Consider the following 19,687-nt stretch of genomic DNA (forward strand, 5'->3'; position numbering starts at 1 on the left):
CGGTGATCAGAGCAGCGGGACCGCCGCGTGCTCGACGCGGTCGATGTCGGGGGAGGGCTCGTAGGTGCGCCACGTCAGCAGGTCATCGAGGTGGTTGATCACGGTGGGCGCCACGTCGCGCGGGGCGGCGTCGCGGCCGATCTCGCGGTCGAGCGACGTCACGCCCGCATCGGCGATGCCGCACGGGACGAAGCGGTCGTACCAGCCGAGGTCGACGTCGCAGTTGAGGCTGAAGCCGTGCATTGCCACGCCGCGCGAGACGCGGATGCCGATCGCGGCGATCTTGCGCTCGGGACGACCCGCGGACTCGGGCAGCCACACCCCCGAGCGACCCGGCACGCGGCCGGTGGCCAGTCCGTGGTCGGACAGCGAGCGGATCAGCGCCTCCTCGATGCGGCGCACGTAGTCGACGACGAGCACGTGCGAGGGAAGCTTCACGATCGGGTAGCCCACCAGCTGGCCGGGCCCGTGGAAGGTGATCTTGCCGCCGCGGTCGACGTCGACGACGGGCGTGCCGTCCTGCGGGCGCTCGTGGGGCTCGGTGCGACGGCCCGCGGTGTAGACCGGCGGGTGCTCCAGCAGCAGCGCCGTGTCCTCGATGCGGTCGGCCACGCGGTCGGCGTGCAGGTCGCGCTGGAGCTGCCACGCCTGCGTGTAGTCGATCGCAGCGTCGCCGTACCAGTCCTGGAGGTAGCGCACGGGGTTCAGCCTACGACGCGGCGCAGGATCGTCAGGTCGAGCCAGCGGTCGAACTTGCGGCCGACCTCCTCGAGGCGCCCAGTCTGCTCGAACCCGAGGTCCTCGTGCAGCTCGATCGAGACCGTGTTCCCCGACTCGATCAGGGCCAGCACCACGTGGACGTCGGGGGCGTCGCAGGCCTGCCCCAGCAGCGCGACCATGAGCTGGCGGGCGATGCCGCGGCGCCGGTGGTCGCGGTGGACGTAGACCGCGTTCTCGACCGTGTGCCGGTAGGACTCGCGCGGGCGGAACGTCCCGTAGCTGGCGTAGCCGGCCACCTCGCCGTGCACGTCGGCCACCAGCACCGGGTGACCGGCGCGGACGCGGGTCTCGTACCAGTGCAGGCGATCGGCGAGGTCGACCGGCGTCTCGTCCCAGATCGCCGTGGTGTTCTCGATGGCTTCGTTGTGGATGTCGAGGATCGTCGGCAGGTCGGCCGGGGTCGCTGCGCGGATGGTCGCCACCGGTCCATTTTGGCAGGGCTGTGGACCGCGAGTCGACACGGCACGCGGGCACCCGCGAGGCTGCGGCCATGGGGGAGTGGATCGCGGCACTCGCCGCCCTCGCCGTGCCGTTCACGGGGCACTGCGACGCGCTCGCGGCGCTCGACGCCCTGCGAGCCCTCGCGTGGACCTCGGGTGACGAGCGTCTGCTCTCCCGGGCCTACGCGCCCGGCACCGACGAGGCCGACGTCGAGCGGCTGCGGTCCTGGCGCGAGCGGGGGATCACGGTCGAGGGCGCGCGCACCGTGCGGGCCTCGTGCCGTATCGGCGCCGGAGGCGTGGAGGTCGTCGAGCGCCTCGGCCCCACGGTGGCGGTGCTCGCCGACGGCACGCGCCACCGGCTGCCCTCCGACGCGTGGGACCGCAGGATCGTCGAGGTCGCCCACCGCGACGGCTGGTGGCGGATCGTGCGGGTGCGCTGAGTCAGGCGCCGCGGCCGAGTGCCGTGCGCAGCACGCGGTCGATGCCCGGGTCGGCGAAGGAGAACCGGTCGGCCATCAGCGCCGCGGGACGGACCCGCAGCGAGCCGAGGAGGTCGTCGGCCAGGCCGCCGAGAGCGAGCCGGATCGCGAACGCCGGAGCGGCCAGCACGGCCGGCCGGTGCACGGTGGTGGCCAGCGTGCGGGTGAAGTCGCGGTTGGTGACGTCGTCGGGAATCGCGAGGTTCACCGGGCCGCTGAGGTCGCCCTCGAGCACGTGCGTCACCGCCGAGACCCAGTCGCGACGGGAGATCGTGGAGAAGTACTGGTGCCCGTCGCCGAGCCGGGCGCCGAGGCCCAGCCGGAACGGCAGCAGCATGAGCTTCAGTGCACCACCGGACTTGTCCAGCACGATCGCCGTGCGCAGGTAGGCCACACGGGCGCCGGACTCGACGGCCGGCGCGGCCGCCGCCTCCCACTGCTGGGCCACTTCGGCGAGGAAGCCCGTGCCGGGTCCGGAGGTCTCGTCGAGCTCCTCGTCACCGCGGTCGACCCCGTACCAGGACATGCCCGACCCCGACAGGAACGCCGGAGGGGTGGGCGAGGCGGCGACGGCGCGCGCGAGCGTGGAGGTGGCGCCGAGGCGCGAGGCAAGGATCTCCCGCTTGCGCGACGGGGTGCGGGGCCACTGCGAGATCGGCGACCCGGACAGGTTGATCACCGCGTCGGCCCGGGCGATCAGGTCCTGGTCGATGAGGCCCTCGGAGGGCTTCCACCAGGACTCGCCATCGCCCGCCGTGCGCCGCACCAGCGTCGTGACCTCGTGGCCACGCTGGCGCAGGTGGTGGACCAGGGGCGCGCCGAGAAATCCCGACGCGCCCCCGATCACGACTCGCATGCTCAGCCCAGCTCACCTTCGAAGGCGCCGGCCTGCAGCCGCTCCTTGATGGCGGTCAGGAAGCGGCCCGCGTCGGCACCGTCGATGATGCGGTGGTCGTACGTGAGCGCCAGGTAGGCCATCGAGCGGATCGCGATGGACTCCGAGCCGTTCGCGTCGGTGATGACCACCGGACGCTTGACGATCGAGCCGACGCCGAGGATCGCGACCTGCGGCTGGTTGATGATCGGCGTGTCGAACAGGGCGCCGTTGCTGCCCAGGTTCGTGATCGAGAACGTGCCGCCGGAGAGCTCGTCCGGAAGGATCTTGTTGTTCCGGGTGCGATCGGCGATGTCGGCGATCTTGCGGGCCAGACCGGCGATGTTGAGGTCGCCGGCGTCCTTGATCGTGGGCGCCAACAGGCCGCGCTCGGTGTCGACCGCGATCGAGAGGTGCTCGCCATCGGGGTAGGTGACGGTGCCCCCCTCGAGGTCGAGCGCCGCGTTGACCTGCGGGTACTGCTTGAGCGCCTCGATGGCCGCCTTCGCGAAGAACGGCAGGTACGTCAGCTTGACGCCCTCACGCTCCAGGAACGCGTCCTTGTGCTGGGCGCGCAGGCGGACGACCTCGGTGACGTCGACCTCGTGCACCTGCGTGAGCTGGGCCGCGACCTGCAGCGACTCGACCATGCGGTTGGCGATGGTCTTGCGCAGGCGGCTGAGCTTGTCGGTGCGACCACGCAGCGGCGAGGCCGGGGCCGACGGCGCCGCGGAGGCGGCAGCCGGCTTCTCGGCGGCGGGAGCCTCGGCGGCCTTGCTCTTCTCGGCCGCGTCGAGGATGTCCTGCTTGCGGATCCGGCCGCCGACACCGGAGCCGGTGACGGTGGACAGGTCCACGCCGTGCTGCTTGGCGAGCTTGCGGACGATCGGGGTCACGTAGCCCTCGGACGAACCGGCGTCCGAGGACGCGGAGACCTCGACCTTCGGCTCCTCGGCCTTCGGCTGCTCCTGGGGCTCCTCGGCCTTCGGCTCCTCCTTCGGCTGCTCGGGCTCCGGCTCGGGCTGGGGCTCCTCGGCCTTCGGCTCCTCGGCCTTCGGCTCCTCGGCCGGGGCCTCCTCCTGCGCGGGTTCCGGCTCGGGCTCGGGCTCGGGCGCCGACTCGGCCGGCGCTGCGCCCTCCTCGCCGATGATCGCGAGCTCGGCGCCGACCTCGACGGTCTCGTCCTCGTCGACCTTGATCTCCAGCAGCGTGCCGGCGATCGGGGACGGGATCTCGGTGTCGACCTTGTCGGTGGAGATCTCGAGCAGCGGCTCGTCGATCTCGACGGTGTCGCCGACGGACTTGAGCCACTGGGTGACGGTGCCCTCGGTGACGGACTCGCCGAGCGCGGGCAGCGTGACGGCCTGGCCGCTCGTGCCGCCGGACGAGGCGGGCTTCGTCTCGGGCTCGGGGGCCGGGGCCTCCTCGTCGGACTCCGCCGCAGGGGCGGGCTCCCCGGCGGGAGCCGGCTGCGACTCCTCCTCGGCCTCGCCGGCGCCGGGAGCGGGCTCCTCGGCGGCGGGCTCGGGCTCAGCCTCGGCCTGCGACGACTCACCCGAGTCGCCGGAGTCGGAGGAGGACTCGTCCGCGTCACCGATGATCGCCAGCACGGCGCCCACCTCGACGGTGTCGTCCTCCTCGGCACGGATCTCCAGATCGTGCCGGCGACGGGGGAGGGGATCTCGGTGTCGACCTTGTCGGTGGAGATCTCGAGCAGGGGCTCGTCGACCTCGATCGTGTCGCCGACGGCCTTCAGCCACTGCGTGACGGTGCCTTCGGTGACCGACTCGCCGAGCGCGGGAAGGGTGACTTCGGTTGCCATGTGGTGTCCTGTTCGGTTCTCAGGCGTGCGAGTGCAGCGGCTTGCCGGCCAGGGCGAGGGCAGCCTCGCCGAGGGACTCGTTCTGGGTGGGGTGGGCGTGGATGAACTCGGCGACGTCGTCGGGGTAGGCCTCCCAGCCCACCCAGAGGGTCGCCTCGCCGATCTGCTCGCCCATGCGCGCGCCGAGCATGTGGACGCCCACGATCGGGCCGTCCTTCTCGCGCACCACCTTGACGACACCGGCGGTCTGCAGGATCTGGCTCTTGCCGTTGCCGCCGAGGTTGTACTCGACGGTCTCGACCTCGCCGTGCTTGTCCTTGGCCTGGGCCTCGGTGAGGCCGACCGACGCGAGCTCGGGCTCGCAGTACGTGACGCGGGGGATGTTCACGTCGACGATCGGGCGCGGGTTCAGGCCCGCGATCTCCTCGGCGACGAAGATGCCGTGGGCGAAGCCGCGGTGCGCCAGCTGCAGGCCGGGCACGAGGTCGCCGACCGCGTAGACGCCGTCGACGTTGGTGCGCAGGCGCTCGTCGGTGGGCACCCAGCCGCGCTCGACGGTGACGCCGGCCTCCTCGAAGCCCATGCCGGCCGAGCGGGGGCCGCGGCCGACGGCCACGAGGACCAGGTCAGTCTCGATCGTGTCGCCGTTCTCCAGCGTGACGACGGCGCCGCTGTCGCTCTGCTCGACCCCGGTGAACTTCACGCCGGTCTTGAAGGCGATCTTGCGCTTGCGGAAGGCGCGCTCCAGGCCCTTGCTGAGGATCGGGTCCTCCAGCGGGACGAGCGTGGGCAGCGCCTCGACGATGGTGACCTCGGCGCCGAAGTGGTTCCAGACGGAGGCGAACTCGACGCCGATGACGCTGCCGCCGATGATGACGGCGCGCTTCGGGACCTCCTCGAGCTTGAGGGCCTGGTCGCTGGTCATCACGCGGCCGCCGATCTCGATCCCGAGCGTGCGGGGCTCCGAGCCGGTGGCGAGGACGACGTTGGTGCCGGTGTAGCGCTGGCCGTCGACCTCGACGGTCTTGGCGTCGACGAGCTTGCCCTCGCCCTCGACGACGGTGATGCCGCCGGACTTCACCAGGCCGGTGAGTCCCTTGTAGAGGCGGTCGATGACGCCCTGCTTGTAGGCGTTGACCTTGGTCATGTCGACACCGTCGAACGACGTGTGCACGCCGATCGAGTCACCTTCGCTGGCGACGTGCGCGACCTCGGCCGCGTGCAGGAGCGCCTTGGTGGGGATGCAGCCTTCGTGGAGGCACGTGCCACCCACCTTGGCCTTCTCGATCATGGCAACGGTCTTGCCGAGCTGGACGGCGCGCAGGGCACAGGCGTAGCCCCCGCTTCCGGCTCCGAGAATGACGATGTCGAACGAATGGGGTGCGTCGTCGGGCACGATGTCCTCCGGGTAGGTGGTCTGCTGTCATCTTGTCACCTGTCCGGTGAGGGCTGCCACCGGGGAGGGCTCGCGGGATGTGACTTCGGGGTAGGTTCCGCGCGCTTCCTGATGGGGGTGGGTGCGGTCGGGCAGAATTGCGCCGTGGGCCTGTTCAAACGCCGTCGACGCACCTCAGCCGGTGCCGTCGTGTCCGATCGCGACGCCAGCCGAGCCGATCTGGCCGCGCTGAAGGAGTTCGCGACCTCTCGCTCCGGGGTCGAGGCCTTCGTCGAGCCCAAGACCACGGTCACCCAGACCACGGTGGTATTCGTCGCCGCCGACGGGGAGTGGACCCGTCGCCGGGTGCCGAACGAGAAGGCCGCCACCGACCTCGCCCGCAGCCTCAAGATCCCGCTCTACGACGCGAACCGCGTGGGCTACCCCCAGCGGATGCGCGACTACAACGCCCGCGCCAGCGCGAAGAAGACCAGCGTCGAGGTGGAGCGCGGCGACTACAGCCCCGCGCAGTTCGCCGCGATCATGACGCTCGAGACGATCGCCGGCACCGAGCCGCTGCCGCGCAACCCGTCGAAGTCCGACCTCGAGCGCGTCCTGCGCGCCGCGCGCGGCAAGGCCCACCCCGACCGCACCGGCGGCGACCGCGCCCGCTGGGACCAGGTGGAGCAGGCCGCCCGCAAGCTCGGCCTCTAGTCGCGCTCCATCCTGATCTCGATACAACGTCTCGCTGCGCTCGCCGTCACTCGATCACCGAGGCCGCTGCGCTCGCCGGCACTCGATCAGCGAGGCCGCTGGTCGAGTAGCAGGGCGAGGAACGAGCCCGCGTATCGAGACCCTGGGACCTCAGTGCCAGCCGCGGGGGTCGAGGCCGCCCGGATGGTCCACGGCCGGGTCGTACGGCTCGCGGCTGAGGACGAAGGTGGCCAGGTCGAGGGCGCCGTCGTCGCGCACGACCAGGCGTTCCCCGGCGAAGTACGTGTCGAGCCCCCGCCAGCCTTCGCCGTCGCGCACGAACCGCGAGCGCCGGTTGCCGTTGACGTCGGAGAGGTGGAACCCGTCGGTCGTCGGCTCGAGCCGGTAGGGGACCGGTCCCCAGTACCAGTCGCCCACGAGCGCGGCCACGTCCTCCGCTGCCTCGACGGGTGCGGTCTCGGTGGGTCGCTGGTCGAGCGCGGTCGCCGCGTCGAGCAGGCGGGTGGCGAGGTCGCCCAGGTGCAGCGTGTCGTTGGCCAGCACCACCACGCCCCAGCCGCTCGCGGGCTGGGCGATCGCGGTCGCGAGGAAGCCGGGCATGGATCCGCCGTGGCCGACGAGGCGACCGGTGCCGTTGCCGGGCCAGATGCGCCAGCCGAGTCCCTGCGCGGTCGCCCAAGGCACGCCGGGCCGGTCGTCGACCGCCAGCGGCACGACCATCTCGGCCCAGCTCGACTCGGCCAGCACGCCACCGGTGTCGCCCGCGGCGAACGCCGCCCAGCGGGCGAGGTCCTCCGCGCTCGACCACAGCTGGCCGGCCGGGGCCATCGCGCCGGCGTCGTGGTGCGGCTCGACCATGAGCCGGCCGTCGGACGGATGGTGCGAGAGACCGGTGGCAGCCCCGTCGCCCGGCTCCTGGGTGATGCCGTGCAGGTCGAGGGGCTCGAGGATCCCGGTGCGGATCGCCTCGAACCAGGTGGTGCCGCGCAGCACCTCCACCAGCCGGCCGAGCACGGCGAAGCCCACGTTCGAATAGTGGAAACGCGTGCCGGGCGTGTGCACGAGAGCGGGCCCGGACGCGATCAGCTGGTCCCAGTCGCCGCCGGGCGTGCGCTCCCACCAGGGGCCGTTGGTCTCGGCCTGCAGCCCCGAGGTGTGGGTGAGCAGCTGCGCGATCGTCACGTGGCCGAACGGCACGTCCGGCAGGTGGCGATCGATGCGATCGGCGAGGTCGAGCCGCCCCTCGTCGCGCAGGCGCATCACCTCGACCGCGACGAACGTCTTCGTGATCGAGCCGATGCGGTACGCGGTCGCGGGCGTGGCCGCGGGGCCGTCACGCCCGTCGAGCGTGCCGACCGCACCGGACCAGTGCAGGCTGCCGTGCCGCACGACCGCCGCCGAGACCGAGGCCGAGTGCGATCCCTCGTGCTCGGCGTGCAGCAGGTCGTCGAACGCCGACACCGAGGTCAGCCCAGTTCGCGGGCGAGGTGGACGAGCGTGCGGACGCCCGCGCCGGTGCCGCCGACGGGCGTGTAGTCGAAGGCCGCGCCGTCGTTGAACGCCGGTCCGGCGATGTCGAGGTGCGCCCACGAGGCATCGGCGACGAACTCGCGCAGGAAGGCCGCGGCGTACATCGTGCCGCCGTAGGGCTTCGGGTTGTGCTGGCGCAGGTCGGCGATCGACGAGGTCTTGACGGCCGCACCGATCTCCTCGGTGATGGGCAGGCGCCACATCGACTCACCGGCCACCTCGGCGGCGCCGAGCACACGGTCCTGCAGCGCCTCGTCGTTGCCGAGCACCGCGGTCGTCCGGGTGCCGAGGGCGACCATGGCCGCGCCGGTCAGGGTGGCGACGTCGATGACGTGGTCGGGCTTGGCCTCCACCGCGAGAGCGAGGCCGTCGGCCAGCACGAGGCGACCCTCGGCATCGGTGTTGTGGACCTCGACCGTGGCGCCCGAGCGCATGCGCAGCACGTCGCCGGGACGCGTGGCGGTGCCGCTGGGCAGGTTCTCGGCGATGCAGGCGAAGGCCGTGACGCGGATCGGCAGGCCGAGCCGCGCGATGGCGGTGGTGGCGGCGACGATCGCGGCCGCGCCGCCCATGTCGCACTTCATCGTCATCATCGAGGCACCCGGCTTGAGCGAGAGTCCGCCCGAGTCGAAGGTGATGCCCTTGCCCACCAGGGCGAGGTGGGTCTTTGCGCCCTCGGGGTTGTACGTGAGCTTCACCAGACGCGGCGGGGCGTCCGAGCCGGCGCCGACGCCGAGGATGCCGCCGCAGTTCTCCTTGGTGAGGCGCTTCTCGTCCCACACCTGCACGCGGACGCCGGCGGGCGCGGCGGCCTTGATGGCGTCGGCGAAGGCGGGCGGGCGCAGGTCGCCGGGAGGCGTGTTCACCCAGTCGCGCGCCACGCACGTGGCCTCCGCGATCACGACGGCGTCGTCGACGAGGCGCTTGGCCGCGGCCTTGCGGGCGTCGGGGCTCAGGATCGTGACGGTGTCGACGGAGGTGGTCTTGCGGCGGGCCTCGTCGCCCTTGTAGTCGAGGTAGGAGTAGGTCGTCAGGACGGCGGCCTCGGCGATGGCGGCGAGGTCGGCCTCGGCCACGCGGCTCGGATCGATGCCCACGCGGGTGGCCTTCGGCACGGAGCGCAGGCCCTTGGCGACGGCGCGGCGCTGCTGCTCGGCGGTGGGCTGCTCGGCGGTGGCCACCCAGGCCGTCAGCTGGGTGTCGCCGCTCGGCACGACGGCGACGTCGCCGGCCTCACCGGTGAACCCGAAGGCGCTCCAGGGGACACCGTCCGGAAGGCCCGATCCCGAAGGGATGAGGGCGACGACGGCATCGACGGTGGGCAGGGTGGCACGCAACTGGACCGTGGACATGCCGTCACTCTAGTCAGCGGTAGTTTGGCTCGCATGGTCCTGCTCCTGTCGCCCCTGCACCAACGGCACGAGGCCCTCGGCGCCAAGTTCTCCGAGTTCGGCGGCTGGTCGATGCCCCTCGAGTACGCCGGCGGCGGAGTTCTCGCCGAGCACAAGGCGGTGCGCGAGGCGGTCGGCCTGTTCGACGTGAGCCACCTGGGCAAGGCGCTCGTGCGCGGCACGGGCGCGGTCGACTTCGTCAACAAGTGCCTGACCAACGACCTGAGCCGGATCGCCCCGGGCAAGGCCCAGTACACGCTGTGCTGCTCCGAGGACGGCGGCACCGTCGACGACCTCATCGCCTACCTGCGCAGCGAGTTCGAGGTCTTCCTGATCCCCAACGCCGCGAACACCGCCGAGGTGGTGCGCCGCCTCCGCGCCGCGGCTCCCGAGGGCATCGAGGTCGAGAACCAGCACCGCGACTTCGCGGTCCTGGCCATCCAGGGTCCGCTGAGCGACGAGCTGCTCGACGCCCTGGGACTTCCGTCGGACCACGACTACATGTCCTTCACGAAGGGCACGATCGACGACGTCGAGCTCACGGTGTGCCGCACCGGCTACACCGGCGAGCGCGGCTACGAGCTCGTCGTCGCCGCCGAGGAGGTCGTTCCCGTCTGGGACGCCGTCATGGCGGCGGGGGAGTCGCTCGGCATCCGCGCCTGCGGCCTCGGCGCTCGCGACACGCTGCGCACCGAGATGGGCTACCCGCTGCACGGCCACGAGCTGTCGGCCGAGGTCTCGCCGGTGATGGCGCGGGCCGGCTGGGCCGTCGGCTGGTCCAAGCCCACGTTCTGGGGCAAGGAGGCGCTCGAACGCCAGCGCGAGGAGAAGTCCGTGCGCACCCTGCGCGGCCTGCTGGCCCAGGGTCGCGGCATCCCGCGTCCCGGGATGGCGGTGCACGCGGCCGACGGTGGCGTCCTCGGCGAGGTCACGTCAGGGACGTTCTCGCCCACGTTGCGCCAGGGGATCGGCCTGGCCCTGCTCGACCGTACGGTCGCCGACGGCGACACGGTCACCGTCGACGTGCGCGGACGTCAGCAGGAGTTCACCGTGACCAAGCCCCCGTTCGTCGAACCGTCCACCAAGGAGGACTGACATGAGCTTCACGTGGCAGTACGAGAACAGCGCCGGCGAGACCGTCGGCACGTCGGAGGAGTTCGACCAGCGCGGCGAGGCCGAGTCGTGGATCGGCACGAGCTTCGAGGACCTGCTCGAGGACGGGGTGGAGCAGGTGCGCCTGCTGGAGGACGGGACCGAGGTCTACGGCCCGATGTCCCTGCGCCCGGAGTGATCCGGCCGCTCGCGACTCAGTAGTGCTCGCGCAGCGGCTGCCCGACCGCGATGGCCGGCTTCGGCAGGCGCATGCGGCGGATCTGCGTGCTGCGCAGGACGGCGTAGAGCACCGCGCCGCGGCGCTCCGCCGGGGTGAAGCGCTTCTTCAGCTCGCGCTTGAGCACGGCGATCAACCAGATCTCGTCGATGAGGGTGGCGAAGATCGTGACGGTCCAGAGCGAGAAGACCACTTCGGCCATCGCCGGGAAGAAGCTCAGGACCAGGATGACGACGAGCAGCGGGAGCATGAACTCGGCGACCGTGCGGCGACGGTCGACGGCGTCGCGGGCGAGCGCCTTGGCCGGGCCGCGGTCGCGGGCGGGCAGGTCGGCGGCCGAGCCGCCACCCAGGAGCGCCTCGCGCTGCTTGTCCCGGGCAGCGGAGCGGCGGCGACGCTCGCGCTCGGCCTGCTCGCGGCGCGTCAGCGGACGCTTCATCTGCTGCTTGCGGGCGGCCTCGGCCTCCCGGCGGCTACGGGTCGGTCCACCCTTGCGCTGGGGGGTCTCGTCGGCTGCGTCGTTCACGCGGACGACCCTACAAGGCCGGGGCGAGTGCTGGAGCGCACGGTTAGGGTGGGGCCATGGCTGAGGGCGGGTTCTGGACACGTGTCACGCGCATCTTCAAGTCGCGGTCCGCGAGCAACGACGGACCCGACATCGAGGAGGTCGGCGCGCGGCTCGACGAGGCCTACCGCACCCAGTCCAAGCTGCTGGCCCAGGTGCGCCGCGGCGTCGCCGACGTGGCCACGAGCCGCAAGCGCGTCGAGATCCAGCTCGCGTCGCTGCGTCGCGAGATCGCGGCCGCCGACAGTGAGGCCAAGGCCTCGGTCACGCGCGGGGACGACGCCGGCGCCCGGCTGGCGCTCGAGCGCCAGGTCGCGCTCGAGAAGGCCGCGGGCGAGCTCGACGACCGTCACGCCCAGCTGCGCTCCGAGGAGGAGCAGCTGATCAGGTCGGCCGCCTCCATCGAGCGCCAGATCGAGGACTTCCGGGTCCGCAAGGACACCCTGGCCGCGCGCTACTCGGCGGCCCAGGCCCGCAACGAGATCCACGGCGCCACGGCCGGGATCGGCGCCACGGCCGGCGAGGTGGGCCGAGTCATGGCCGACGCCGAGCGGCACACCCGCGAGCTGGAGGCGACGGCCGACGCCGTCGACGAGCTCATGAACGAAGGCATCCTGGCCCGGCCGGGAGAGTCGCAGGACGAGGCGCTGCTGCGGCGCTTCGACGAGGCCCTCGGCTCGGTCGATGCCGAGCCGCGCGCCGTGGAGGGAGACGGACATGGCCCGCACCAGATTTCGCAGTGACAAGGGGCTGACCCTGCGCATGGGCGGGGTCGGCCTGGGACTGGTCCTGCTCTACGTGCTCTTCGGCGCGATGCTCATCACGGTCGCCGGCAACCTCTGGATCGCGCTGATCATCACGGTCGGCATGGCCTGGGGACAGTGGTTCTTCTCCGACTCGCTCGCGCTGAAGTCGATGGGCGCCCACGTCGTGACGCCCGACCAGGCGCCCGAGCTGCACGCGATGATCGACCGCCTCGTGGCGCTCGCCGACATGCCCAAGCCCCGCGTCGCCGTGGCGGTCACCGACATGCCGAACGCGTTCGCCACCGGCCGCTCGCCGAAGCACTCCGCGGTGTGCGTGACCACCGGCATCATGCAGCGCCTCGACGCCGACGAGCTGGAGGGCGTCCTGGCCCACGAGCTCGCGCACGTCGCCAACCGCGACGTCTCGGTGATGACGGTCGCGTCGTCGCTCGGTCTGCTGGCGGGCTTCCTCACCCGCTGGGGGATGTGGTTCGGCGGCGGCAGCCGCGACAAGAACAGCGGCCCGGCGATGATCGTCGTGATCCTGGTCAGCCTCGTCGTCACGGCCGTCAGCTTCCTGCTCACGCGGGCCCTCTCGCGCTACCGCGAGCTCAGCGCCGACCGCTCCGGCTCCTACCTGACGGGCCGCCCCTCCAAGCTGGCCTCCGCGCTGGTGAAGATCTCCGGTGACATGGGGCGGATCCCCACCTCCGACCTGCGCGAGGCGCAGTCGATGAACGCCTTCTTCATCGCGCCGGCGCTCAAGGGCGACACGGCTCAGGCGCTCATGTCCACCCACCCGCCGCTGCAGGCCCGCCTCGACCAGCTCGCGCGCATCGGCGCCGAGCTCACCGAGAGGCACTGAGCGTGGGATTCCTCGACGGCCTGCTCGGCCGCAGCAAGCCGCCGAAGGCCAACCTCGACGTGCTGTTCTCCGTGCCGCAGGCGGCGCTGACGCTGCAAGCCGAGGGCTTCGCCTTCAGCGGACACGGCGCGGTCTGCTTCCGCGACGCCGAGGGCCGCGCCGACGACGAGGTGATCGCGTCGGCGCAGGAGATGATCCGCACCGACCCGACCGCCACGGTCGAGATGCACCACGACGAGTTCGGGTTCACGTGGCTCGAGGTGGTGCGGCCCTCGGGCGACGTGTCGGGTCTGGTCACCGACCTCCACGCCGTGAACTCCACGATGGCCGCCCAGGGCTTCGACGCGTCGATGCTGTGCTCCACCGTGGTGTTCGACTACGAGGGGCAGCGGTCGGCGCTGGTGTACCTGTTCAAGCGGGGGACCTTCTACCCGTTCGTCCCCGATCCGACGGCCGCGCGCCGCCGCGACAACCCCACCGAGCTGCGGATGCGGGCGCTGATCGAGCAGGACGTGCCGATCGAGCCGGACCTGGAGCGGTGGCTCGCCATCTGGGGTGCCCCCGGACTCTGACGATCCCGGTCTAGACTCGGCGCCCATGGGGGAGCTGAGGAGCGTGCTGCGCGACGCGATCGCCGTGGTGTGGCAGGGATTCCGGCTCGTCGGAGCGCACTGGCCGGTGCTCGTCACGATCTACCTGCTCGGCGCCGCCGGCCGCTACGGCTTCCTGTGGCTCGCCGTCGAGCTGAGCAAGGAGCACTCCACGCTCGCCGGTCTCGTCGTCCCGCTCGCGCCGCTGTCGAGCCTCGTGGCGATCATCGCGATGCTGCTCGTCGTCTCCACCTCCGTCACCGTGCTGGTCGCCGACACGTCCGATCCGGCCGCGGGCACGCGGGGCGGCGGCTGGCTGGGAGTGCTGGCGGGAGCGCTGCTGCCGTTCCTGACGGTGTACGCCGCGCAGGGCCTGCTCAAGGCCGACGTGCGCGCCTACGTCAACGAGGCCACCTACGACGAGCTCTACGGCAACGCCGGCACCTTCTACGGCGAGGCGGCCAACATCGACCGCACCGCGATCGCCACCGGCTGGATGCTCGCAGCGATCGTGGCCATCGCGCTGGTCCTGCGCTTCGCGTTCGACCGCTTCAACCTCCCGGCACGCAGCCGTCCGCTCGCTTTCGCCGCGGCCTACGTGGAGACGCTGTGGATCGTCACGCTGGGCGTCTCGTTCTCGACCTTCCAGGACGAGATCTGGCAGTGGGTCACCGAGCGGCGGTTCGTCCACTGGGTGCAGGACACCTGGGCCGACGTCATCGAGTTCCTCGGCCCGCTCGGCGACCCCATCGCCACGGCCGTCGGATGGATCGGGACCTTCATCGACAACGCCGACGACGTGGTGCTGGTGCCGCTCGCGTGGCTCACCGTGGCCGCCGTGGTCTTCGGCCGCAGCATCGCCCCGCCGCCGCCCAAGCAGCGCACGTCCCGCTTCGGCCGGGTGCGCCCCATCGCCGCCGTGGGCTCGCGCACCCCGGCCGTGGTCAAGCGCTGGGCCGGCGAGGCGACGTCGGACTTTCGCGGCCGCTTCAGCGGCCTGCGCGACGGCTTCCGCGTGCTGGCGCTCGGCGGGCTCGTGCCGATGGTGATGTTCTGCCTCGTGTTCGTCATCGCCGACCAGGCGAACGCCCTCGTCAACGAGCTCTGGCGCCTCGTGCTCGGTCCGCGCGACCGCGACACGGCCCTGGCGTTCTCGCCGTGGCTCGACATCACCGCGTCGGCGATCGAGTACGTCATCCTGGCCGGCCTGCTGGCCGCCGCCATCGGCCGGATCCTGGGCAACCAGCGCCGCAGGGAGCAGGAGGCCGCGGGTCAGGCGGCCGAGCCGTCGACCGGCAGCTCGACGTAGCGGGGCAGGAAGTACCAGAGCCGCACCGCGGCGGGCTCCGCCTCCTCCGGCAGGACGAAGACGGTGTCGGTCGTGAACTGCTCGGGGCGGGGGTCGTCACCCTCGCGGAGGCTGGGCGGCTCGGTGCTGCCGTACGTCGCCTGCGGCCCGGGGGTGTCCCGCGGCACGCACGACGAGAACTGCGGACCGTCGACCACCAGCGCCGAGTCGGACTCGCCGTGGAGGTTCCCCTCGGTGTCGACGACCGCGACCGTGCAGCCGACGAGCGAGACGTCCGGATCGGCGGTCACGTCGAGGCGCAGTCGCCACGCCCGCACGCCGTCGGGGAGCGGGTCGCCACCGAGGAGGGTGAGGTCGTCGGCCGGCTCGAAGGCGTCCACCGCGTAGCGGGCCTCGATCGGGTAGCGCAGGTGACCGTCGTCGTACTCGTCCACGAGATGGGCCTGGCTCGAGCTGACGGGCGCGGGGGAGTGGAAGCCCCGGGTCCACCAGTAGTCGTGCAGGCGCGAGCTGCCCGCGGCCAGGGCCAGGACGAGGGCGACGGGCAGGGCCACGAGGCCCCACCGGTTGCGCTGCCACCACGTGCGGCGGTGCTCGATCGTGCTCACGGCGCCTCCGTCCCCGTCATGATGCCGGGCTCGGGGAGCTCGAGGGGCTCGGTGCGCGCCTGCCACGCCGTCACGTCGGCCTCGTCCACATCGAGGTCGACGAGGGCCATGGAGTCCCACCGCTCGTCACCACCGTTCGGGGCGAGGGCGACGAGCGCGCCGGGGAGCGTCGCGGGATCGGCCTCCACCACCGCGAGGCACCGCGTGGGCCGGTCGACGAGACGCCCCGTGCAGCTGATCGAGCTGCGGCCGCTGGTCCCGTAGATCGGGAGCACGCGACCGCCGTTGTCCCGCAGCGCGGCGTAGGTGAGGTCGGAGGACTCGCCGCGCGGCGTGAACGTGAACTCGACCGCGACGAAGACGCCGGGGGAGACCAGCACCGACCCGCCCCGCGGCGCCACCGAGGACGCGCCGTCGACGGACAGCACCTCGAGGTCGCCGCTGCGCAGCTCGGCGGTCTCGCCGACCCCGGCCTCGACCTCGAACGGACGCGACGACATGGCGCGCTCGGGCAGCTGCTGGTGGAGCCACTGGCCCATGACCAGGGCGAGCACGACGAGGACGCCGGCGGTGGCGGGCGGCCGGCGCAGTCCGAGCCGGCTCACGACTCGCGCCCCTGCTCGACGTCGAACGTGCCCTCGTGCGTCGGTGCCCGGTCGAACCACATGAACTGGTCGTCGAGGGTGCTGCGGCGCCAGGTCCACTGCGAGACCTCCACGGTGGCCTCCGTGGGCAGCGGCTCGGACTCCGCCTGCTCCCACACGAACGCGACCTCGTACTCCAGGCCCGGAGCGGCGGCGCTGAGCGGCGAGCCGTCGGCCAGCACGAGCACCTGCGGCGTCGCGTCCTCGCTGCGCTCGGTCTCCTCACCGGTCAGCCCGGCGTAGAAGCCCTCCAGCCCGCGCAGGCGGATCGTGTCGCGGAGCGTGCCGGTGTAGACGGGGTGGTCGGAGGTGTTCTCGAGCGTCGCGACGACCGCGAGGTAGCGCCCGCGGACCTCCTCGTCGAGACCGAGGTCGGTGGACCAGCGCACGCGGTCGACCGTGAGGTCGAACGGCTCGGCGTGGATCTTCTCGCCGGACTCCAGCGCGGCCGGCCCGGTGGTCTCCGCCGTGGCCAGCCCGCCGAACAGGCCCGAGGCCAGCACCACCACGGCGGCCAGTGCCGCGAGCACCTGGCGCAGCGTCATCGTCCGCGACACCTGGCGCAGCCATCGGCGCAGGCGGCCGCCCTCGTCCCCCGTCATGGGCCCGATGGTAGGGCAGCGCGTCCTCCCGCGATGCCGGGACTGACCGACCGCCCGTGCGCGATACCTTGGGACCGTGACCCTCGACTCCCTCTCCCGTGACCAGCTCGACGCCTTCCTGGCGGAGCAGCAGCAGGCGTACGCCGACCTCCAGCAGGCCGGTCTCAAGCTCGACATCACGCGCGGAAAGCCCTCGTCGGACCAGCTGGACCTCTCCGAGGGACTGCTCACCACGCCGGTCGAGGATCACGTGTCCGGCGGCGTCGACGTGCGCAACTACGGGGGCGGCACCGGCCTGGCCGAGCTCCGCGCGATCTTCGCGGAGCTGCTGGGCGTGCCGGTCGACCAGCTCGTCGCCGGGAACAACGCGAGCCTGTCGATGATGCACGACTCGATCGTCTTCGCGATGCTGCACGGCACGCCGGGCGGATCGCCGTGGAAGGACGGGCCGGTCAAGTTCCTGTGCCCGTCGCCGGGCTACGACCGCCACTTCGCCATCTGCGAGCACCTCGGCATCGAGATGATCCCGGTCGCGATGCTGGAGGACGGGCCCGACATGGCCGCGGTCCGCGAGCACGTCACCGACCCGGCGGTCAAGGGCATCTGGATCGTGCCCACCTACGCCAACCCCACCGGCGCCGTCGTCAGCGAGCAGGTCGCGGCCGAGCTCGCCTCGCTGGACACCGCCGCCGGCGACTTCCGGATCTTCTGGGACAACGCCTACGCGGTGCACGACCTGACCGACCAGCACGTGAAGTCCGCCGACATCGTCGGGCTGTGCTCGGCCGCCGGTCACCCCGACCGCCCGCTGATGTTCGCGTCCACGTCGAAGATCACCCTCGCCGGCTCGGGCGTCAGCTTCCTCGCGGGCTCGCCCGACAACATCGCCTGGTACCTCTCGCACACGGCCGTGCGCACGATCGGCCCCGACAAGGTCAACCAGCTGCGCCACGCCCGGTTCCTCGGCAGCCCGCAGGGCGTGCTCGACCTGATGGCGCGTCACCGCGAGATCCTGGCCCCCAAGTTCGAGGCCGTCCTGCGGATCCTGTCCGAGCGCCTCGGCCCGCACGAGGTGGCCACGTGGACCACCCCGAAGGGCGGCTACTTCGTCAGCCTCGACGTCGTCGACGGCACGGCCTCGCGCGTCGTGCAGCTGGCGAAGGAGGCCGGCATCTCGCTGACCCCGGCGGGCGCCTCGTTCCCCTACGGCAAGGACCCGCGCGACCGGAACATCCGCATCGCGCCGTCGTTCCCGCCCATGGCGGAGCTGACGCAGGCGATGGAGGGCCTGGCCACCTGCGTGCTGCTCGCGGCGGCCGAGAAGGCCGTCTCGGCCTGACGTGCGCATCGTCATCGCGCCGGACAAGTTCGCGGGCACCCTGACCGCTCCCGAGGCGGCGCACGCCATCGCCGAGGGCTGGCGGCGCACGGCCCCGGACGACGACCTCGTCGAGGCGCCGATGGCCGACGGGGGACCGGGCTTCGTCGACGCCCTGCAGGACGCGTTCGGCGAGGAGGGGCGCCTCGAGGTCGTCAGCGTCCCCGGACCCCTGGGCGAGCCCACGCCGGTCGGGCTGCTCGTGGTGGGGGACACGGTCTACCTCGAGTCCGCCCAGGCGTGCGGCCTGCACCTCGTGCCCGAGCCGCGGCCGATGGACGCCACGACCGTGGGAGTCGGCCGGGCGATCGACGCGGCCGTCGACGGGGGAGCGCGGCGCATCGTCGTGGGCCTGGGCGGCAGCGCCACCAGTGACGGGGGCGCCGGACTGCTCGCCGCCCTCGGGGCCACGGCCGACGTCCCCCTGGACGCCGGGCCCGCCGGACTCGACGGGGTCACTCGCGTGGACCTCGGTCCGGTCCGGGAGCGGCTGGCCGACGTGGAGCTAGTGGTCGCCGCCGACGTCGAGACCACGCTGCTGGGCATGTTCGGCGCCGCCCGCACCTTCGGCCCGCAGAAGGGCCTCACCGACGAGCAGGTCCTCACGGTGGACCACCGGCTCGACCGCTTCGTCGAGGCCGCGTGCGGCAGCACGCCGGCGGAACGTCGCGTCGCCGACCAGAAGGGCGCCGGCGCGGCGGGCGGGCTGGGCTTCGCACTGCTCGTGCTGGGCGCCGAGGTGACGTCCGGGATCGCGCTGGTCGCCCACGAGGCCGGACTGGCCGAGCTCGTGGCGGGGGCCGATCTCGTGATCTCGGGGGAGGGCGCGTTCGACTACTCCTCCCGCGCGGGCAAGGTCGTCCACGGCGTCGCCTCGCTCGCGATGGCCGGGGCCACGCCGTGCGTCGTGCTGGCCGGCCGGGTCGACGTCGGCAGCCGCGAGATGCGCGCGCTGGGGGTCGAATCGGCGTACGGGCTGGTCGACCGGGTGGGCGAGGAGGCCGCCCTGCGCGAGCCCGCACGGCACCTGGCCGATCTCGCCGCACGCGTCGCGCGGTCCTGGTCGGCCTGAGGCGACGCGCGATAGGCCCCGGCCGGCTCCACGGGTTCGATCGGCCGCGTACCATGGGAATCGAACCGGATCGCGCCGTGTTGCACCCGGTAGCACGATCCATCCGTAGACCGAGGAGCCTCGATGACCGCCACGGACCAGACCAGCACCGAAACCACGCCCGCCGACGGGATCACGCTCAGCGACGGCGCGGCCGGCAAGGTCAAGAGCCTGCTGGAGCAGGAAGGCCGCGACGACCTCGCGCTGCGCATCGCCGTGCAGCCCGGTGGTTGCTCGGGCTTGCGCTACCAGCTCTTCTTCGACGAGCGCACGCTCGACGGTGACGAGATCCGCGAGTTCGACGGCGTCAACGTCGTCGTCGACCGCATGAGCCTGCCGTACCTCCACGGCGCCACGATCGACTTCGTCGACACCATCGAGAAGCAGGGCTTCACCATCGACAACCCGATGGCGACCGGCTCGTGCGCCTGCGGCGACTCCTTCCACTGAGCCGAGCAGACTGAGCCGTTCGGGCACGTACGTCGATCGGGGCACGCCACCGGGTTTCCGGAGGCGTGCCCCGATCGCCTA

The 19,687-nt window shown here is 72.3% G+C and carries 21 protein-coding genes and 1 pseudogene; 11 read left to right on the plus strand and 11 right to left on the minus strand.

All coding sequences use genetic code 11. The features are described from left to right. Positions 1-6: 6 nt before the first annotated feature. Together lipB and H1W00_RS15635 are read right to left on the minus strand one after the other, a co-directional pair. Positions 7-699 (minus strand): lipoyl(octanoyl) transferase LipB, encoded by a 693-nt coding sequence (lipB, locus tag H1W00_RS15630; RefSeq protein WP_476692250.1) that lies wholly within the window; start codon positions 697-699, stop codon positions 7-9. A gap of 5 nt (positions 700-704) precedes the next feature. Further along, entirely contained in the window at positions 705-1,202 is a 498-nt protein-coding gene (locus tag H1W00_RS15635; protein ID WP_181756726.1) for a GNAT family N-acetyltransferase, read from the minus strand. 68 nt (positions 1,203-1,270) lie between these two features. Here H1W00_RS15635 and H1W00_RS15640 point away from each other — a divergent pair, with 68 nt between their 5' ends. Beyond that, complete coding sequence (locus H1W00_RS15640) at positions 1,271-1,663, plus strand: hypothetical protein (RefSeq protein WP_181756727.1); 393 nt, start codon at positions 1,271-1,273, stop codon at positions 1,661-1,663. A gap of 1 nt (position 1,664) precedes the next feature. Here the strand turns inward: H1W00_RS15640 and H1W00_RS15645 are convergent, their stop codons facing one another. The 3 genes and pseudogenes from H1W00_RS15645 to lpdA all read right to left on the minus strand — a co-directional run bounded on the left by H1W00_RS15645 (position 1,665) and on the right by lpdA (position 5,794). Beyond that, positions 1,665-2,558, minus strand: coding sequence for a TIGR01777 family oxidoreductase (locus H1W00_RS15645; RefSeq protein WP_181756728.1), 894 nt, complete (start codon positions 2,556-2,558; stop codon positions 1,665-1,667). 2 nt (positions 2,559-2,560) lie between these two features. Further along, a pseudogene (gene sucB, locus H1W00_RS15650) lies at positions 2,561-4,398 on the minus strand (2-oxoglutarate dehydrogenase, E2 component, dihydrolipoamide succinyltransferase). Positions 4,399-4,417: 19 nt separating this feature from the next. Beyond that, the gene (lpdA, locus tag H1W00_RS15655) at positions 4,418-5,794 is read right to left on the minus strand and encodes a dihydrolipoyl dehydrogenase (protein WP_181756729.1); all 1,377 of its coding nucleotides are present in this window, start codon (positions 5,792-5,794) and stop codon (positions 4,418-4,420) included. Positions 5,795-5,983: 189 nt separating this feature from the next. On the opposite strand from lpdA, the gene H1W00_RS16300 reads away from it, so the two are divergent. Beyond that, positions 5,984-6,487 (plus strand): hypothetical protein, encoded by a 504-nt coding sequence (locus tag H1W00_RS16300; RefSeq protein WP_206680097.1) that lies wholly within the window; start codon positions 5,984-5,986, stop codon positions 6,485-6,487. A 150-nt stretch (positions 6,488-6,637) separates the two neighbouring features. Here the strand turns inward: H1W00_RS16300 and H1W00_RS15665 are convergent, their stop codons facing one another. Both H1W00_RS15665 and H1W00_RS15670 read right to left on the minus strand, forming a co-directional pair. Next, on the minus strand, positions 6,638-7,948 hold the full coding sequence (locus tag H1W00_RS15665; protein ID WP_181756730.1) for a serine hydrolase: 1,311 nt from the start codon (positions 7,946-7,948) through the stop codon (positions 6,638-6,640). Positions 7,949-7,953: 5 nt separating this feature from the next. After that, complete coding sequence (locus tag H1W00_RS15670; protein ID WP_181756731.1) at positions 7,954-9,369, minus strand: leucyl aminopeptidase; 1,416 nt, start codon at positions 9,367-9,369, stop codon at positions 7,954-7,956. A gap of 33 nt (positions 9,370-9,402) precedes the next feature. Here H1W00_RS15670 and gcvT point away from each other — a divergent pair, with 33 nt between their 5' ends. Together gcvT and H1W00_RS15680 are read left to right on the plus strand one after the other, a co-directional pair. Then, the gene (gene gcvT, locus H1W00_RS15675; protein WP_181756732.1) at positions 9,403-10,503 is read left to right on the plus strand and encodes a glycine cleavage system aminomethyltransferase GcvT; all 1,101 of its coding nucleotides are present in this window, start codon (positions 9,403-9,405) and stop codon (positions 10,501-10,503) included. A gap of 1 nt (position 10,504) precedes the next feature. Next, a complete protein-coding gene (locus H1W00_RS15680; protein ID WP_181756733.1) occupies positions 10,505-10,699 on the plus strand; it encodes a hypothetical protein in 195 nt (64 codons plus the stop codon). Between the two features lie 16 nt (positions 10,700-10,715). Here the strand turns inward: H1W00_RS15680 and H1W00_RS15685 are convergent, their stop codons facing one another. Next, entirely contained in the window at positions 10,716-11,264 is a 549-nt protein-coding gene (locus tag H1W00_RS15685; RefSeq protein WP_181756734.1) for a DUF3043 domain-containing protein, read from the minus strand. Positions 11,265-11,320: 56 nt separating this feature from the next. On the opposite strand from H1W00_RS15685, the gene H1W00_RS15690 reads away from it, so the two are divergent. The 4 genes from H1W00_RS15690 to H1W00_RS15705 are packed head-to-tail and all read left to right on the plus strand — an operon-like array spanning position 11,321 to position 14,813. Then, a complete protein-coding gene (locus H1W00_RS15690) occupies positions 11,321-12,046 on the plus strand; it encodes a PspA/IM30 family protein (protein ID WP_181756735.1) in 726 nt (241 codons plus the stop codon). After that, a complete protein-coding gene (gene htpX / locus H1W00_RS15695) occupies positions 12,021-12,914 on the plus strand; it encodes a zinc metalloprotease HtpX (RefSeq protein ID WP_181756736.1) in 894 nt (297 codons plus the stop codon). The genes H1W00_RS15690 and htpX overlap by 26 nt, the downstream gene beginning before the upstream one ends. Before the next feature lie 2 nt (positions 12,915-12,916). Beyond that, positions 12,917-13,486 carry a PspA-associated protein PspAB gene (gene pspAB / locus H1W00_RS15700; protein ID WP_181756737.1) on the plus strand — a complete coding sequence of 190 codons (570 nt, stop codon included), beginning with the start codon at positions 12,917-12,919 and terminating at the stop codon, positions 13,484-13,486. A 25-nt stretch (positions 13,487-13,511) separates the two neighbouring features. After that, positions 13,512-14,813 carry a hypothetical protein gene (locus H1W00_RS15705; RefSeq protein WP_181756738.1) on the plus strand — a complete coding sequence of 434 codons (1,302 nt, stop codon included), beginning with the start codon at positions 13,512-13,514 and terminating at the stop codon, positions 14,811-14,813. Here H1W00_RS15705 and H1W00_RS15710 read toward each other — a convergent pair. From H1W00_RS15710 to H1W00_RS15720, 3 genes are read right to left on the minus strand one after another with little or no spacing between them, the layout of a single operon-like run. After that, positions 14,777-15,421, minus strand: coding sequence for a hypothetical protein (locus H1W00_RS15710; RefSeq protein ID WP_181756739.1), 645 nt, complete (start codon positions 15,419-15,421; stop codon positions 14,777-14,779). The genes H1W00_RS15705 and H1W00_RS15710 overlap by 37 nt on opposite strands. After that, positions 15,418-16,026, minus strand: coding sequence for a hypothetical protein (locus H1W00_RS15715; RefSeq protein WP_181756740.1), 609 nt, complete (start codon positions 16,024-16,026; stop codon positions 15,418-15,420). The genes H1W00_RS15710 and H1W00_RS15715 overlap by 4 nt, the downstream gene beginning before the upstream one ends. After that, entirely contained in the window at positions 16,023-16,667 is a 645-nt protein-coding gene (locus H1W00_RS15720) for a hypothetical protein (protein WP_181756741.1), read from the minus strand. Before H1W00_RS15720 ends, H1W00_RS15715 begins: the two co-directional genes overlap by 4 nt. A gap of 76 nt (positions 16,668-16,743) precedes the next feature. Here H1W00_RS15720 and H1W00_RS15725 point away from each other — a divergent pair, with 76 nt between their 5' ends. The 3 genes from H1W00_RS15725 (at position 16,744) to H1W00_RS15735 (ending at position 19,606) form a co-directional block, all read left to right on the plus strand. Further along, on the plus strand, positions 16,744-18,006 hold the full coding sequence (locus H1W00_RS15725) for an aspartate aminotransferase type Ic (protein WP_181756742.1): 1,263 nt from the start codon (positions 16,744-16,746) through the stop codon (positions 18,004-18,006). A gap of 1 nt (position 18,007) precedes the next feature. Beyond that, the gene (locus H1W00_RS15730) at positions 18,008-19,117 is read left to right on the plus strand and encodes a glycerate kinase family protein (protein WP_181756743.1); all 1,110 of its coding nucleotides are present in this window, start codon (positions 18,008-18,010) and stop codon (positions 19,115-19,117) included. 123 nt (positions 19,118-19,240) lie between these two features. Further along, complete coding sequence (locus tag H1W00_RS15735) at positions 19,241-19,606, plus strand: HesB/IscA family protein (protein WP_181756744.1); 366 nt, start codon at positions 19,241-19,243, stop codon at positions 19,604-19,606. The last annotated feature ends 81 nt before the right edge of the window (positions 19,607-19,687 follow it).

It is taken from the genome of Aeromicrobium phoceense, from assembly GCF_013868155.1.
Classification (GTDB): domain Bacteria; phylum Actinomycetota; class Actinomycetes; order Propionibacteriales; family Nocardioidaceae; genus Aeromicrobium; species Aeromicrobium phoceense.

What these genes read in the sequence shown, in the direction of transcription:
- H1W00_RS15640 (WP_181756727.1), top strand. Translation starts at nt 1,271, where the DNA reads ATGGGGGAGTGGATCGCGGCACTCGCCGCCCTCGCCGTGCCGTTCACG.
- H1W00_RS15645 (WP_181756728.1), bottom strand. Translation starts at nt 2,558, where the DNA reads ATGCGAGTCGTGATCGGGGGCGCGTCGGGATTTCTCGGCGCGCCCCTG.
- H1W00_RS15670 (WP_181756731.1), bottom strand. Translation starts at nt 9,369, where the DNA reads ATGTCCACGGTCCAGTTGCGTGCCACCCTGCCCACCGTCGATGCCGTC.
- gcvT (WP_181756732.1), top strand. Translation starts at nt 9,403, where the DNA reads ATGGTCCTGCTCCTGTCGCCCCTGCACCAACGGCACGAGGCCCTCGGC.
- H1W00_RS15680 (WP_181756733.1), top strand. Translation starts at nt 10,505, where the DNA reads ATGAGCTTCACGTGGCAGTACGAGAACAGCGCCGGCGAGACCGTCGGC.
- H1W00_RS15690 (WP_181756735.1), top strand. Translation starts at nt 11,321, where the DNA reads ATGGCTGAGGGCGGGTTCTGGACACGTGTCACGCGCATCTTCAAGTCG.
- htpX (WP_181756736.1), top strand. Translation starts at nt 12,021, where the DNA reads ATGGCCCGCACCAGATTTCGCAGTGACAAGGGGCTGACCCTGCGCATG.
- H1W00_RS15705 (WP_181756738.1), top strand. Translation starts at nt 13,512, where the DNA reads ATGGGGGAGCTGAGGAGCGTGCTGCGCGACGCGATCGCCGTGGTGTGG.
- H1W00_RS15720 (WP_181756741.1), bottom strand. Translation starts at nt 16,667, where the DNA reads ATGACGGGGGACGAGGGCGGCCGCCTGCGCCGATGGCTGCGCCAGGTG.
- H1W00_RS15735 (WP_181756744.1), top strand. Translation starts at nt 19,241, where the DNA reads ATGACCGCCACGGACCAGACCAGCACCGAAACCACGCCCGCCGACGGG.